This is a genomic window from Stackebrandtia sp. (assembly GCF_035643755.1).
Classification (GTDB): Bacteria; Actinomycetota; Actinomycetes; order Mycobacteriales; family Micromonosporaceae; genus Stackebrandtia.
The window spans coordinates 1-14,990 of record NZ_DASQPW010000111.1 but is presented as its reverse complement, the minus strand read 5'-3'; the positions used below and the strand labels follow the sequence as shown (position 1 = coordinate 14,990).

Below are 14,990 nucleotides of genomic sequence, written 5' to 3'. Positions count from 1 at the left end.
TGATCAGGCTCCCTTGGACGGCGAGGCGTCGGCCGAGTCGATCAGCGCCCGCGCGGGCTCGCTGTAGCGGACGCCGGTGAGGCTGTCGCCCGTGAAGTGGAAGGACGTGACGCTGGCCAGCGCGCACTGCCGCTTGCGCGGGTCGTGCCACAACCGTTGGCCCGCGAGGTATCGGCGCAGCGTCCAGATCGGCAGCTGGTGCGACACGCACACCGCCTCGTGGCCGAGCGCGCGCTTGCGCGCCGACTCCAGGGCGACCCGCATGCGCTGCGCCACGCTGAGGTACGACTCGCCCCACGACGGGGCGAACGGGTTGCGCAGCGCCCACCAGTTGCGTGGGTCGCGCAGCGCCCCGTCTCCCACCGACACCCGCTTGCCCTCGAAGTGGTTGGTGGGTTCGATCAGGTTGTCGTCGGTGTCGATGTCGAGGCCGAACTGGGTCGACAGCGGCACGGCGGTCTGCTGCGCGCGCTCCAGCGGGGACGACACCAGGTACGTGATGTCCAGACCGTCCAGCGACTTGGCCGCGACCTCGGCCATCTGGACGCCGAGCGCCGACAACCGATAACCCGGGATGCGTCCATAGAGGATCTTCGTCGGGTTGTGGACCTCCCCGTGCCGCAGCAGGTGCACGACGGTCTGTTGCTCACTCACGGTTTTTACAGTAGTTCCCCGTCGGCGGGCTTCGACGCGGCGTCGATGTATGCGGGCATTCCGAAGCGTTCGTGCAGCCGACGCCCGAGGAAGCGCGTGATCCCCGCGACGCGGCCGCGCTCGATCGTCAGGACGATGACGCCCGTGCCGTGGGCGATGGGCCGCTCGGGGTCGCGGCGGTAACAGGCGAACGCGGGCTGCCGATTGGCGCGGGTGGCGCGCAGGATGAAGCGGCGGCCGTCGCGCGCGGCGGCGCTGGCGGCGAGCATCCCGGCGATCGCGGCGCGGCCGCGGTACTCCTCGTCGGCGGGCGGCATGGTCAGCCACGCGTCGTCGGTGAGCAGGTCGACCACGGCGTCGACGTCGTCGGCGGTGAACGCCGCGGCGAAGCGCCGCGCCAGCGACTCCTCGCCCGCGTCGGCGGGGGGCGCGGGGGGCGGGGTGCTGGCGCGGGCCCGTTGCAGCAGGCCCTTGACGGCGGTGGCGGTGGTGTCGAGCATGTCGGCGGTCTCGGCGCTCGTGAAGCCCAGCACGTCGCACAGCAGCAGCGCGGCGGTCTGGCGGGGCGACAGGGTCTGCAGCGCGGACACGAACGCCAGCGCCACCGATTCGCGGGTCTGGGCGCGGCGGGCGGGGTCGGCGTCCAGCAGCGCGTCGGGGTACGGCTGGAGCCAGCCGACGTCGACGCTGCCGTTGGCGGCCGGCGGCGGAAACGGCGGCTCGGGCACCGGCGGCGGACGCCGCTTGCCGTCCCGAATCGCGTTGAGGCATCGATGGGTGGCGATGCGATACAGCCAGGTGCGCGGCGAGGACCGCCCCTCGAAGTCGGCGATGCCGCGCCAGGCCGCGATCAGGGTCTGCTGCAGCGCCTCGTCGGCGTCGTCGACCGAGCCCAGCATCCGATAGCAGTGGACGTGGAGTTCGCGCAGGTGGGGGCGGGTGAGGGCCTCGAAGGCGCCGTGGTCACCGCGGCGCGCGGCCTCCAGGGTCGACGTGATGTCGGTCACCGTGCGTTCCGATCGACGAGGTTCGGGTGTCTCCACGTCGCCAAAGCCTACAAAGAGGAGGAGACATGAACGATCACGTCGACGAGGGACTGCGCGTCGCGCTGGAGTACTACCGCGCCTGGAGCCAGGGCGACCTCGAACGGGCCTGGGGGTATCTGGCGCCCGACGTCGAGTGCACGGTGCCCTCGGGCCCCATCGCGGGCGCCGAGTCCTACGCCGAGTTCTTCGGGGGCTTCGCCAAGCGCGTGAAGCACGCCGAGCTGTTGGCATCGCACGGCACGGGCGACAGCGCTCTGCTGATGTACGAGGCGGGCACCGACGTCAGGGACAGCGCACCGGGCGCCGAATGGTTGACCGTCACCGACGGCAGGATCGCCCGCGTCTGGCTGATCTTCGACCGCCTGCCCTTCGTCGAGGCCCAAAGGGCCGCGGGCCGGGGGTAACGCCCCTAACTCGCCGCGGAGGCCGCCGCCTCCGCGGCGGGCGGCAGCGCTTCGGCGATGACGTCCATCGCCTCGTCGGTCAGGGCCGCCGACACGAACCACGCCTCGAAGGAACTGGGCGGCAGGTAGACGCCGCGGCGCAGCATCTCGTGGAAGAACGCGGCGTAGGCGGCGGTGTCCTGGCGGCGGGCGTCGTCGTAGTCGTTGACGGGACCCTCGGTGAAGAAGACGCTGAACATGTTGCCCGCCGAGGAGACCCGGTGCTTCACGCCCGCGCGGGTCAACGCCTCCGACGCCAGCTGCTTGAGGCGGGCGGCGGTCTCGTCGAGGCGCGTGTACACCTCGTCGGTGCACTGCCGCAGCGTGGCCAGGCCCGCCGCGCACGCCAACGGGTTGCCCGACAGGGTGCCCGCCTGGTACACGGGACCGCTGGGCGCCAACTGTTCCATCAGGTCGGTGCGCCCGCCGAACGCGGCGGCGGGCAGCCCGCCGCCCATCACCTTGCCGTAGGTGTACAGGTCGGCGCGGTCGGCGACCCCGCCCGCGGCGACGCGGAAGCCCGTCATCACCTCGTCGAGGATCAGCAGCGCCCCGTGCGCGTGGCACTCCTCGTACAGCGCCTTGTTGAAGTCGTTGCGCCCGGGGATCACGCCCATGTTGCCCGCGGCGGCCTCGGTGATGACGCAGGCGATCGCGTCGCCGTGGGAGGCGAACGCCTCGCGGACGGCGGCGATGTCGTTGTACGGCAACACGATCGTGTCCGCGGTGGTCCCCGACGGCACGCCGGGCGAGTCGGGCAGCCCCAGTGTGGCCACCCCCGAGCCCGCGGCGGCCAGCAGACCGTCCACGTGCCCGTGGTAGCACCCCGCGAACTTGATCACCTTGTCGCGCCCCGTGGCCCCGCGCGCCAGACGCAGCGCGCTCATCGTGGCCTCGGTGCCCGAGTTGACCAGCCGCACCGACTCCACGGGGGTGCGGGCCACGATCTCCTCGGCCAGCGTCACCTCCCCGGGCGTGGGCGTCCCGAAGCTGGTGCCGTGCGCGGCGGCGTCGGTGAGCGCGGTGATCACGGCGGGGTGCGCGTGACCCAGGATCAGCGGACCCCAGGACGACACCAGGTCCACGTAGCGCCGATCGTCGGCGTCGTAAAGGAAGCAGCCCGTTCCGCGCACCATGAATCGCGGCGTTCCCCCGACGCTGCGGAAGGCGCGCACGGGCGAGTTCACCCCGCCCGGCACCACCCTGCGCGCCCGATCGAACAGCTCGGCGGAGGCGGGGGCTTGCTCGTCGTACAAGTCAGACACGTCCGTCAGCGTGTCACACGAACGCGGCGCGGGGGCCCGGGAGGGTCGCGCCGTGGCGCGCGACGCGCCCCGCGGCGTCTGGGGTGCCGTCGGCCGCGCCGTGACGAGTTCGTCAGCTGTGGCCGCACCTCCCGTCGCGGAGTTGTGGATGGCCCTGTGAGTGGGTTTGGTCGTGGCAATGCGTCGTAACCCACGAGCGCCACTGTGGACGCGCTGGGTCGGGGTGACTGGCGGGTTCGGTGATCGGCGGGGTCGGTGGCGTCTGGGGTGTGGTCGCCCGCGCCGTGATGGGCCCGTCAGCTGTGGCCGCACCTCCCGTCGCGGTGTTGTGGACGACCTCGTGAACGGGAGTGGTCGTGGTGTTACGTCGGGCCCGACTAGGCCACTGTGGACTCACAGGGTCGAGGCCAAGATCGGCGTCGATGGCTGGACTGTCCCCCGTCAATGCCGTGGCAGGGGGAGGTCCGCCGCGGAAGCGCCGGCGTGGACTCGGCGATCGAGCCCTGGGCCATCCGATTGGCCTGGTCCTTCTTCTCCGCGAGCTTCGGCCACGGAACCCCGAGGCCCGATCTAGCCCGCCGCACCGCTGGCGTCGACTCGGGCTCGCGGTTCGGGTCCTCGCGGATGAGGGTGGTGTGCGCGCCGATCGCCTACCGTTGGTGGCATGACGCAGTTCGTTGACTGGGACCTGGCCGCCGCGACGGCGCGCACCATCGGGCGGGCGGGCCCCGACATCGGATTGGAGCACGCGACCGCGGCCGTGACGCGGTTGCGGGAGTGCGCCGCCGAGGCGACCGATCGGGTGGCGGATTTCACGTCGCTGTCGCCGTCGACGCCCCACGCCACCCGCGTGGTCGACCGCGCCGCCTGGGCCGCCGCCAACATCGAGGGCCTGAAGAAGGTGCTCGATCCCATGGCGCGCAAGCTTTCTGGCGAGCCGAGTTCCGCGACCCGCCTGGTGGGCTCGCGGGTGGCGGGCGCGCAGGCGGGGGCCGTGCTGGGCTTCCTGTCCAGCAAGGTGTTGGGCCAGTACGAGGTCTTCGGCGAGGCCAACGGGCAGCTGTTGCTGGTGGCGCCGAACATCGTCGAGGTCGAACGCGAGCTGCGCGTCGACCCCGCCGACTTCGGCATGTGGGTGTGCCTGCACGAGGCGACCCATGCCGCCCAGTTCGGCGTCCCGTGGCTGCGCGGCCACTTCATGTCCGAAATAGACGCCTTCGCCTCGGCCGCCCCGGGCAGCGGGCTGGGCCTGATGGACCGCGCCCGCCGCGGCGTGGAGTTCCTGGCCGACGCCCTGCGCGGCGCCGACAACGGCTCCAGCATCGTCGACCTGGTCACCTCGCCCGAGCAACGCGCGATCGTCGAGCGCCTCACCGCCCTGATGACCCTTTTGGAGGGACACGCCGACTACGTGATGGACGCGGTCGGCCCCCAGGTCGTGTCGGACGTCGCCACCCTGCGCGAACGCTTCGACGCCCGCCGCGCCACCGCCAACCCCGCCCAGAAGGTGCTGCGCCGCCTCCTGGGCATGGATCTCAAGCTCCAGCAGTACATCCAGGGCAAGAAGTTCACCGAGGCCGTGGTCGACGAGGTCGGCGTCGAGCGCTTCAACCTGGTGTGGTCGGCGCCCGAGGCCCTGCCCACCAGCGACGAGATCTCCCACCCCGAGCGCTGGATCGATCGGGTCGCGGGCTGATGCCCAGGGTCCCCCCCGCGACCGCGCGCGTGCGGGTGGCCGTTCGGCGTGGACTGTCCGACCTCGAACCCGACTCCCTGCTGCTGGTCGCCTGCTCGGGCGGCCCCGATTCGATGGCCCTGGCGGCGGCCTGCGCCTTCGCCGCCCCCCGCCTCGGCCTGCGCGTCGGACTGTCCACGATCGACCACGGCCTCCAGGACGGTTCCGCCGACCGCGCCGCCGCCCTGGCCGACTGGGCGCGCGCGGGCGGCCTCGACCCCGTCGACATCGCCGCCGTCGACGTCGACGTCACCGACGGCGGCCCCGAGTCCGCCGCCCGCACCGCCCGCTACGCCGCCCTGGATCGCTTGCGCCGCAAGCACAACGCCGCCGCCGTCCTGCTGGGCCACACCCTGGACGACCAGGCCGAGACGGTCCTGCTGGCCCTGGCAAGGGGCTCGGGCCCCCGCGGCATCGCCGCGATGCCCGCCCGCCGCGGCAAGCTGCGCCGCCCCCTGCTTCGGGTGCGCCGCACCGACACCCGCGATTCCTGCACCGAGCTGTCGCTGCCCGTGTGGGACGACCCCCACAACGCCGACCCCGCCTACCTGCGCTCCCGTCTGCGCGCGTCCCTCGGCGACCTCACCGCGGCCCTCGGCGAGCGCCTCATCCCCAACCTCGCCCGCACCGCGACCCTCATCACCGACGACCTCGCCGCCCTGGACCGCTACGCCGCCCAAACGCTCGCCGCCGCTCGCGTCACGACCTCCCTCGGCCGCGGCGATCGGGATATCGAAGACACCCCAGACCTGACCGCCCCCTCCCACCATGCCGCGGCAGGGGGAGTCCCCCCAAGCCTGCGCCTCGGCGAGCTGTCGTCCGTCCCGCGCGCCGTGCGCACCAGGGCGTTGCGCTCCTGGGTCATCGAGGAGGGCGCCGACGCCGACGACCTGTTCTTCGTCCACATCGAAGCGCTCGACGCCCTGGTCACGGCGTGGAGGGGCCAGAAGGCGGTGCAGTTGCCCGGGGGAGTGGAGGTACGGCGTGAGCGCGATCGCTTGTGGCTCACGCCGACCCGACGTCAGGAAGCGCCTGAATAAACGGATGGGTTGAGCACGCCGACGAACGGCAGCTCGCGATAGCGCTCGTTGTAATCAAGGCCATAGCCGACGACGAACTCGTCGGGCACGTCGAAGCCGACGTACTTCACACCGATGCCCGAGCCCAGTGCCTTGGGCTTGCGAAGCATCGACACCATCTCGACCGAGCGCGGGCCCCGCGTCGGGAGGTATTTCAGCAGCCAGGACAGGGTGAGCCCCGAGTCCACGACGTCCTCCACCACCAGGACGTCGCGCCCCGTGATGTCGCTGTCCAGGTCCTTCAGCACCCGAACCACGCCCGACGAGGTCACGCGCTGCCCGTACGACGACAGGGCCATGAATTCCATCTCCACCGGGATGGACAACGCCCGCGCCAGGTCGGCCATGAACATCACGGCCCCCTTGAACAGCCCGACGAGCAGCAGCCCCTCGGAGTCGGCGTAGTCGGCGTCGATCTGCTTGGCGAGTTCGGCGGTGCGATCGCGGATCTCGTTGTCGGACACGATGATCCGGTCGATGTCCGCGTCGTACCAGTGTGACGGCGCCTCGATGGGCGGCTGCTGTGAAGGCGTCATGGGCCAAGCCTGCCAGTTGACCTCGCCGTAAGCCGCGCCACCCCCGCTCGGCGCGCGCCACCTGGCAGCGGATGATCTTGGCGACAGAAACTGAGACGGGGCTGAGAACCGTGCCCGCCACGTCGGTGAGTGGGTAGGCGGTACGGTGTACCGTCGTAGACCACTAAAAACCGGTGGTGTGGCCTGCCCTTGGTCGCGCCACCGCACCCAACCGTCGAGTGCAGGAGGGGCCGGACGCGCCAAAGCGTCCGCAACAGTATGGAGCGTACGCGTTTGTTCCGCAGGCCACTGGTCTGGATCATCCTCATTATTCTCGGCGCCGTGATCGTCGGCAGCATCGCCACTTCCGGCAGCGACTACGCCGACGCCACCAGCAAGGTGGCCAATCAGCAGATCGCCGACGGCAATGTCAAAAAGGCGTTGATCAAGGACAAGGAACAGGTCGTCCAACTCGACCTCGACAAGTCCATCAAGGTCAACAGCGACGGTGTCGTGTCCAAGGACGGAGACGAGACCAACAAGATCGAGGCGTACTACCCCAGCCAGCGGATGGGGAAGCTGTACGACAACGTCGAGAAGAAGGTCCCCGGTTACAACACCGAGGTGACTCAGGACAGCATCCTGATGTCCTTCCTGATTCAGCTGCTGCCCATCGCCATCATCGTGGTGTTGTTGCTGCTGTTCATGTCCCAGATGCAGGGCGGCGGTTCGCGCGTCCTGAACTTCGGCAAGTCCCGCGCCAAGCAGATCACCAAGGACACCCCGAAGGCCACCTTCGAGGACGTCGCCGGCGCCAACGAGGCCGTGGAGGAACTCCAGGAGATCAAGGACTTCCTGCAGAACCCGGCCAAGTACCAGGCACTGGGCGCCAAGATTCCCAAGGGCGTGCTGCTGTTCGGTCCACCGGGCACCGGTAAGACCCTGCTGGCGCGCGCTGTCGCGGGCGAGGCGGGAGTCCCGTTCTACTCGATCAGCGGTTCCGACTTCGTCGAGATGTTCGTCGGTGTGGGCGCCTCGCGGGTCCGCGACCTGTTCCAGCAGGCCAAGGAGAACGCCCCCGCCATCGTGTTCGTGGACGAGATCGACGCGGTGGGTCGCCACCGCGGCGCGGGTCTCGGCGGCGGCCACGACGAGCGCGAGCAGACCCTGAACCAGCTGCTGGTCGAGATGGACGGCTTCGACAACAAGGGCGGCGTGATCCTGATCGCCGCCACCAACCGTCCCGACATCCTGGACCCGGCGCTGCTGCGCCCGGGCCGCTTCGACCGCCAGATCCCGGTGGACGCGCCCGACATGGCCGGACGCCGCGCCATCCTCCAGGTCCACGCCCGGGGCAAGCCCTTCGCGCCCAATGTGGACATGGAGACGATCGCGCGTCGCACGCCGGGCTTCTCCGGAGCCGACCTGGCCAACGTCATCAACGAGGCCGCGCTGCTCACGGCTCGCGCCAACGAGAAGGCGATCACCGCCGACGCGTTGGAGGAGTCCATCGACCGCGTGGTCGCCGGTCCGGAACGCAAGACCCGGATCATGAGCGACGAGGACAAGAAGTCCACGGCCTACCACGAGGGCGGACACGCCCTGGTGGCGCTGGCGCTGCCGCACTCGGCGCCGGTGCACAAGCTGACGATCATGCCGCGCGGCCGTTCCCTCGGGCACACCCTGGTGCTGCCCACGGAGGACAAGTACTCGCAGAACCGCTCGGAGATGATCGACACCCTGGCGTACGCGCTGGGCGGCCGGGCCGCCGAGGAGCTCGTCTACCACGACCCGACCACGGGCGCGGTGGACGACATCCAGAAGGCGACCCAGCTGGCTCGCGCGATGGTCATGGAGTACGGCATGAGCGCCAAGCTGGGCGCGGTGAAGTACGGCACCTCGTCGTCGGAACCGTTCCTGGGCCGCGACATGGGCCACCAGCGCGACTACTCCGACGAGATCGCCGCGACGATCGACGAGGAGGTTCGCGGCCTCATCGAGCTGGCGCACGACGAGGCGTACGAGATCCTCGACCACTACCGCGACGTGCTGGACCGGATGGTCGTCGAGCTGCTGGAGAAGGAGACCCTGCAGCGCGAGGACCTGGAGCGGATCGCCTCGGACGTGGTGAAGCGCCCGCCGATGGCGCCGTTCAACGGGTCGGGCAAGCGCCGCCCGTCGGAGCGGGGCCCGGTGGATCTGCCGGCGGGCGCCGAGCCCGACGATGAGTCCACACAGGCCCCCGAGCCGCCGGTGAACGTTCCGGACACCGGGGACCAGCCGCAGGGCTGAGCGACCGAACAAGCCGCCCCGCACCGACGCCGGTGCGGGGCGGCTTGCGTCGCGCCTCCTGCCTTTCAGCCGCGCCGGATCTTCAGGACCGCGACGCGGGCGTTGTGGTCGTCGACGGCCATGTCGATGGCGTGCGTCGACACCAGGCGGATCTCGACGCCGTTGCCGCCGGGCACCCAGCCGATCTGGTCGATGCCCTTGCCGAAGGCCCGCTTTTCGAACTTCGGCATCAGCAGCGGCATCGACTGGCGGTTGACGTCGCCGGTCCAGATCACCGGGAAGCCGCGGTCGCGCCAGTACTTCAGTACCTTGTCGCGGTGCTTGACGAAGTGCTTGTGCCAGGCGTCGTCGCGCCACTTCTCGTGGCCGTCGGTCTTGCCGTTGAAGGCGCCCGCCACGTAGTGCGTGTTGGCGAAGACGAACCGCAGCTTCGGGTCGTCCTTGGCCGCCACCAGCGCCTCGGTGATGTACCGGGCGGGCGAGACGTGCGCGAGGCCGCCGTGGCAGTACGTGGTCCGCTTGTCCACGACGTCGAACTCCTTGGGCACCGACAGCGGCACCATGTGCGCGGGGGACTTTCCGTTGAACACGTTGGTGTAGGCGGTGCCGAAGTAGTGGTCGATCCAGCCGGGCTCGCGGGCGTCGGCGTCGCCCTCGCGGATCTCCTGCCAGCCGACGAACGGGCGCACCCGCTTGCCGTCGATGCTGACGCCGTCGCGGACGGCGCGGATCGCCGCCTCGCGCTTGGAGGGGTGCTTGCGTCCGATATTCGCGGTGACGACGCCTATTTTCCGCCAGCTCGCCCGGGTTTCGGTGTCGGCTCCGGCTAGTCCGGACGCGCCGACGGCGATGCCGCCGGCCAGGGCGGCGCCGCCGCCGAGCACCAGGGCGCGCCTCCTGCTCATGGGGTTCATGATTTTTCCTCTCTGGGGGGGGTGACGACAATCATGAAGCGACGAATCCATACAAAGGCCACAGCCTCTAGTCTTGAGCGCGTGCATGACGAGGAACTGGACCACGAGGCGGCCCGCATTGTCAACGGCCGCCTGGGCGGGCAGCCGGTTGAGCAACGGGTCGATCTGAAGCGCATCGAGGCCGCGGTGCGCGAGATTCTGTACGCGGTGGGGGAGGACCCGGACCGCGAGGGCCTGAAGCGCACCCCCGCGCGGGTGGCGCGGGCGTACGCGGAGTTGTTCGCGGGTCTGCGGGTGGACCCGGCCGCGGTGTTGACCACGACCTTCGCCGAGGAGCACGAGGAACTGGTGGTGGTGCGCGACATCGAGGTGGCGAGCTTCTGCGAACACCACCTGCTGCCGTTCACGGGTGTTGCCCACATTGGATATATCCCGGGGGAGCACGGGCGCATCACGGGGCTGTCGAAGCTGGCGCGTCTGGTGGAGGCGTACGCCCGCCGCCCCCAGGTGCAGGAGCGCCTGACCTCGCAGATCGCCGATCAGCTGATGGGCGACCTGGACCCGCGCGGCGTCATCGTGGTCGTCGAGTGTGAACACATGTGCATGTCGATGCGCGGGATTCGCAAGCCGGGGGCCAGGACCCTGACCTCGGCGGTGCGCGGAACGTTGCGGGACAACGCCAAGACGCGCGCCGAGGCGATGAGCCTGATCAACGTCTCGCGACTCTTAGGGCTGCAAGGCTTCCCGAAGCGCCTCGGGCGCGGTCATGCGGTAGGACTCGCGCAGGAGAGAGTCCAGTTCGGACCAGTCACAGTGGTCGTCGAGCCAGGCGCCGAGCCAGCCGTGCTGGCCCACGTACGGCGGTGTGAAGAAGCGACGGCCGCCACCGCGGCCGAGCAGTCTGCTGCGGGTGCTCGCCGATACCTTGAACCACACCGATTCTCGGTCGCCGACCCGGTGGCCAATGGCAAAGGTTTGCCCTCTGACGCTGAAGATCGGGTCTCCACCGGTGCCGGCAGTGGCGGTTTCGGGTAGCGCCAGGCACATGTCGCGAAGATGAGCGAGGGATGCCGCATACATAAGAGGTTCAGTGTACCGCGCCGATTGTGCGGACGCGACCACCGTTCGAAGTATTGCCTGGCAGAACTATTAATATTCCGTGTATTTACCGGGCTCCGCCCCGTGACGGTGACTGTATTCAGCGAAATGTCCACCGAACGTATCCATCGGCCCAACGATCATCGGAGCCGTTGCGCGGCATCACAATGAGGCAATCTCAGCCCTCGGCCCACACCAGATGGATCAGCGCTTCGTCCATGATGGGCGCCTTGCCCGTGCGGGCCCAACGGTACCAGTCCCGCTCGGGGCACAGACGAACCGCGATGTCCCCATTGGAGTTCTCGAAGGCCTCGGTGACGCACCGCAGATCCGAGGCGAAGGAGCCGTCCCGCCAGTACCAGACCCGACGCCCCGTGAGGCCGTGCATCTCGCTGGCGGGCACCGGATAGCGGTTGGGCGGCGTCTCGGCATCCACCAGCCGCTCGAACAGGTGGCGCGGCGCGGTGATCCGCTCGGCGTCCTCGTCGGGCTTCTCCACCCACACGTGCTCGGCCGGATGCAGGGCCGCCAGTGCCTCGGAGCCCTCGTCCTCGGAACGGTAGAAGTCGCTTTCGGACAGTACGGGGACCATGAGGGTGCCGCCGCGCATCAGCGGATCGTCGGCCCGCAGATCGCCCCGCCAACCCTGCCCGGCCAAGCCGATGATCACCCGTGCCCCGCGCATGTCGAAACTCTTCACCGCCGGGACAGGTGCCAACGGCGGTGGCGGATCGGGAAATTCGTACTTCGGCTCGTCGGGTGCCGACACGGGCAGCGCCTCCCCTGGTGTTATAGGCGTGGCCCAGATTACCGCCGAACGGGTGACCCAGTGAGGGAGGATGGCGTCATGACCGAAACGGAGAATGTGCGTATCGAGCACGACACCATGGGTCAGGTGAGGGTGCCGGCCTGGGCGGCGTGGAGGGCGCAAACCCAACGCGCCGTGGAGAACTTCCCGATCTCGGGTGTGCGGCTGGAGCGGCGCCACATCCAGGCCCTGGCCCGGATCAAGGGCGCGGCGGCGCGGGTGAACGCCGAGCTCGGCGTGGTGTCGCCCGACATCGCCGAGGCGATCGTGGCGGCGGCCGCGGAGGTCGCCGAGGGCACCTACGACGAACACTTCCCTGTGGACATCTTCCAGACGGGCTCGGGCACGTCGTCCAATATGAACGCCAACGAGGTGATCGCGACGCTGGCCTCGGCCAACAGCGACACCCCGGTGCACCCCAACGACCACGTCAACGCCTCGCAGTCGTCCAACGACGTGTTCCCCTCGTCGATCCACATCGCCGCGTCCGACGCGGTGGTGCACGACCTGGCGCCCGCCCTCGACGCCCTGGCCCAGTCGCTTTCGGACAAGTCGAGCCGGTTCGACGCGCTGGTGAAGTCGGGCCGCACGCACCTGATGGACGCCACGCCGGTGCGCCTCGGCCAGGAGTTCTCCGGCTACGCCGCGCAGGTGCGCCACGGCATCGAGCGCCTGGAGTCGACGCTGCCGCGGGTGGCGGAGCTGCCGCTGGGCGGAACGGCGGTGGGCACCGGCGTCAACACCCCGCCGGGCTTCGCCGCGGCCGTCATCGACCGGCTGGCCTCGGAGACGGGCCTGCCGCTGACCGAGGCCCGCAACCACTTCGAGGCGCAGGGCGCCCGCGACGCGCTGGTGGAGCTGTCGGGGCAGCTGCGCACCATCGCGGTGGGGCTGTCCAAGATCGCCAACGACATCCGCTGGATGGGCTCGGGTCCGCGCGCGGGCCTGGCCGAGCTGCGGCTGCCGGACCTGCAACCGGGATCGTCCATCATGCCCGGCAAGGTGAACCCGGTGCTGTGCGAGGCGGTGCGGATGGTGGCCGCGCAGGTGATCGGCAACGACGCCGTGGTGGCCCACGGCGGCGCGGGGGGCGACTTCGAGCTGAACGTCATGATGCCGGTGATGGCCCGCAACATCCTGGAGTCGATTCGCTTGCTGGCCAACGTTTCCCGGGTCTTCGCCGAGCGCTGCGTCGCGGGGCTGGAGCCGAACGTCGAGCGGATGCGGGAGTACGCGGAGGGCTCGCCGTCCATTGTGACGCCACTGAACCGCTACCTCGGGTACGAGGAGGCCGCCGCGATCGCCAAGCAGGCGCTGGCGCAGCGCCGCACCATCCGCGAGGTGGTGCTGGAGCGCGGCCACGTGGACGCGGGAACCCTGACGGAGGAGCAGCTGGACGAGGCCCTGGACGTGCTGCGCATGACGGGCCGGTGAGCCGCCGGCGGGTCGCGCCCGCCGACGGCCACTGTGGAGCCAGGGCTTTACGGGCACGTCTTCCACGCGAAGTGGTAGACGGTGTTCACGTCGCCGTCGGTGGAGTCCATCTCGATGAAGCTCTTCTTGGAGGAGTCGGTTCCGGCCGACACCCGCAGTTCGGTGTTGATGTTGAAGTTGCGCTCCTCGCCGCAGGGCTTGTAGACCAGCTGGCCCACGTCGGTGGAGTCGCTGTACTCCCAGTTGTCGGCGTACGGGCTGGACACCGGGTGTTCGGCGGTGGTGGTGTCGGGCATGCCCTGGAAGTAGTAGCTGGCCTTCTGCAGGGCGGTGGCGCCGGCCTCGAGGCTGGCGAAGCCGCGGTAGTCGGCGCTGGCGATGGCGTACGTGAAGCCCTGCGGCACATGCACGTTCAGGTCGATCTGGCAGTTCTTGCGGAAGTCGGTGGGATCGGAGTTGCCGCCCGCCTGGGCCAGGTAGGCGCTATAGGTGACGGTGAAGGCGGTGTTGTCGGGCGACACGGCCACGGCGGCGGTGTCCTTGGGGCAGCCCGAGCCGTTGACGGTGGCCACGTCGATGACGATGTGGTCGCCGGGCGGGTTGTCCCAGTGGCCACTGGCCTGGGCGGGGACGGGAAGGGCGAACAGGGCGAGGGTCGCCAGGGCGGCGCCACCGCCATACATAATGGACTTTCGCATGATGATTCCTTGATCATCACGGCACCAGGAAGCACGCGGCGTCAGAGTCGAATGCCGTTCGATGCCGGGGCGGACGGATTGACAATCGTCAATCTATTGCGCAACACCTCGAGCGTCAACGGATATGCACACAGCGTGAAACGGTGACTAGTTGGTTACTTTGTCCCGGGGCCGATTTACCCCTGCCACAGACCGACCATCATGGTCTCCACCGCTATTCGGGGGCGGACGTTGCGCTCGATCGCCTTGCGGCACTCCAGGATCGCGTCGATGCGGCGGATGATGCTCTCGGGGGTCCAGCGGGTGGAGGCGGCATCCACATCGGAGCGCGCGTCGGGGTGGATCGGGTCGACGGTGGCGTCGAGGCGGCGCATCAGGACGTCGCGGTAGAAGGCGGCCAGGTCGACCAGGGCGCGGTCCAGGGTGTCGCGCTGGGCGCGGGTGAGGCGCATCTTCTGGCGGCGCTCCAGGTCCTTCAGCTGCCCCGCGCTGCCGCGGGCGGCCTTGGCGGCGCCCTTTCCCGTGCCGCCCTTGCCGAGCGCGGTCTCCAGCTCGGTCTTCTCGCGGTCGGCCAGATCGCTGGTGGCGTCGTCGGCCTCGGACTCGGACGCGGCGATCAGGGCGTCGGCGGCGACGAAGCAGGCGGCGATGTTGGACAGCTGGCGCGGCACGTTGAGGATGGCGTCGCGGCGGTCGCGCGACTGCGGGTCGGTGGCCAGTCGGCGGGCGCGGCCCACGTGGCCCTGGGCCGCGGCGGCGCACAGCAGCGCCAGCGACGGGTCCACATCGTCCACCCGCTCCAGGAGCTCGGCGACGGCCCGCACCGACGGCTGCCGCAGCGGGACCAGGCGGCAGCGGGAGCGGATGGTCACCGAGATCTCGGCGGGGTTGGCCGAGGGCGCGCACAGCAGGAACACCGTGCGCACCGGCGGCTCCTCAATGGATTTCAGCAGCGCGTTGCCCGCCGCCTCGGTGAGGCGGTCGGCGTCTTCGACGATGAGGACGCGGA

General features: G+C 69.9%; 14 protein-coding genes and 1 pseudogene. 6 read left to right on the top strand and 9 right to left on the bottom strand.

Annotation, left to right across the window (positions count from 1 at the left end; translation table 11 throughout):
• Positions 1-3 precede the first annotated feature (3 nt).
• The gene (locus VE172_RS08485) at positions 4-654 is read right to left on the bottom strand and encodes a histidine phosphatase family protein (RefSeq protein WP_324799857.1); all 651 of its coding nucleotides are present in this window, start codon (positions 652-654) and stop codon (positions 4-6) included.
• Between the two features lie 5 nt (positions 655-659).
• A complete protein-coding gene (locus VE172_RS08480; RefSeq protein WP_324799854.1) occupies positions 660-1,661 on the bottom strand; it encodes an RNA polymerase subunit sigma-70 in 1,002 nt (333 codons plus the stop codon).
• 65 nt (positions 1,662-1,726) lie between these two features.
• Between VE172_RS08480 and VE172_RS08475 the strand changes: the two genes are divergently transcribed.
• Positions 1,727-2,104 carry a nuclear transport factor 2 family protein gene (locus VE172_RS08475; protein ID WP_324799851.1) on the top strand — a complete coding sequence of 126 codons (378 nt, stop codon included), beginning with the start codon at positions 1,727-1,729 and terminating at the stop codon, positions 2,102-2,104.
• A 5-nt stretch (positions 2,105-2,109) separates the two neighbouring features.
• On the opposite strand, the gene hemL is transcribed toward VE172_RS08475, so the two are convergent.
• Positions 2,110-3,408, bottom strand: coding sequence for a glutamate-1-semialdehyde 2,1-aminomutase (gene hemL / locus VE172_RS08470; RefSeq protein ID WP_324799848.1), 1,299 nt, complete (start codon positions 3,406-3,408; stop codon positions 2,110-2,112).
• Between the two features lie 664 nt (positions 3,409-4,072).
• Here hemL and VE172_RS08465 point away from each other — a divergent pair.
• Together VE172_RS08465 and tilS are read left to right on the top strand one after the other, a co-directional pair.
• On the top strand, positions 4,073-5,104 hold the full coding sequence (locus tag VE172_RS08465; RefSeq protein WP_324799845.1) for a zinc-dependent metalloprotease: 1,032 nt from the start codon (positions 4,073-4,075) through the stop codon (positions 5,102-5,104).
• Positions 5,104-6,183: a tRNA lysidine(34) synthetase TilS gene (gene tilS, locus VE172_RS08460; RefSeq protein WP_324799843.1), complete on the top strand. Its 1,080-nt coding sequence runs from the start codon at positions 5,104-5,106 to the stop codon at positions 6,181-6,183. Before VE172_RS08465 ends, tilS begins: the two co-directional genes overlap by 1 nt.
• On the opposite strand, the gene hpt is transcribed toward tilS, so the two are convergent.
• Positions 6,165-6,758 carry a hypoxanthine phosphoribosyltransferase gene (hpt, locus tag VE172_RS08455; protein WP_324799840.1) on the bottom strand — a complete coding sequence of 198 codons (594 nt, stop codon included), beginning with the start codon at positions 6,756-6,758 and terminating at the stop codon, positions 6,165-6,167. The genes tilS and hpt overlap by 19 nt on opposite strands.
• Before the next feature lie 258 nt (positions 6,759-7,016).
• On the opposite strand from hpt, the gene ftsH reads away from it, so the two are divergent.
• Entirely contained in the window at positions 7,017-9,029 is a 2,013-nt protein-coding gene (gene ftsH, locus VE172_RS08450; RefSeq protein ID WP_324799838.1) for an ATP-dependent zinc metalloprotease FtsH, read from the top strand.
• A gap of 65 nt (positions 9,030-9,094) precedes the next feature.
• Here the strand turns inward: ftsH and VE172_RS08445 are convergent, their stop codons facing one another.
• Positions 9,095-9,934: a hypothetical protein gene (locus VE172_RS08445; protein WP_324799835.1), complete on the bottom strand. Its 840-nt coding sequence runs from the start codon at positions 9,932-9,934 to the stop codon at positions 9,095-9,097.
• A 42-nt stretch (positions 9,935-9,976) separates the two neighbouring features.
• Between VE172_RS08445 and folE the strand changes: the two are divergent.
• Positions 9,977-10,657, top strand: a pseudogene (folE, locus tag VE172_RS08440) (GTP cyclohydrolase I FolE); the annotation flags it as partial.
• Between the two features lie 12 nt (positions 10,658-10,669).
• Here folE and VE172_RS25395 read toward each other — a convergent pair.
• Together VE172_RS25395 and VE172_RS08435 are read right to left on the bottom strand one after the other, a co-directional pair.
• Entirely contained in the window at positions 10,670-10,990 is a 321-nt protein-coding gene (locus VE172_RS25395) for an MmcQ/YjbR family DNA-binding protein (RefSeq protein ID WP_349258310.1), read from the bottom strand.
• 229 nt (positions 10,991-11,219) lie between these two features.
• Complete coding sequence (locus VE172_RS08435; protein ID WP_324799831.1) at positions 11,220-11,741, bottom strand: hypothetical protein; 522 nt, start codon at positions 11,739-11,741, stop codon at positions 11,220-11,222.
• Positions 11,742-11,888: 147 nt separating this feature from the next.
• On the opposite strand from VE172_RS08435, the gene VE172_RS08430 reads away from it, so the two are divergent.
• The gene (locus tag VE172_RS08430; RefSeq protein ID WP_324799829.1) at positions 11,889-13,283 is read left to right on the top strand and encodes a class II fumarate hydratase; all 1,395 of its coding nucleotides are present in this window, start codon (positions 11,889-11,891) and stop codon (positions 13,281-13,283) included.
• 47 nt (positions 13,284-13,330) lie between these two features.
• Here VE172_RS08430 and VE172_RS08425 read toward each other — a convergent pair whose 3' ends face one another.
• Positions 13,331-13,966: a DUF4360 domain-containing protein gene (locus VE172_RS08425; protein ID WP_414715074.1), complete on the bottom strand. Its 636-nt coding sequence runs from the start codon at positions 13,964-13,966 to the stop codon at positions 13,331-13,333.
• A 191-nt stretch (positions 13,967-14,157) separates the two neighbouring features.
• Positions 14,158-14,990: DNA polymerase III subunit delta' (locus VE172_RS08420; RefSeq protein WP_324799823.1), on the bottom strand; the 833-nt coding region annotated here is incomplete at its 5' end.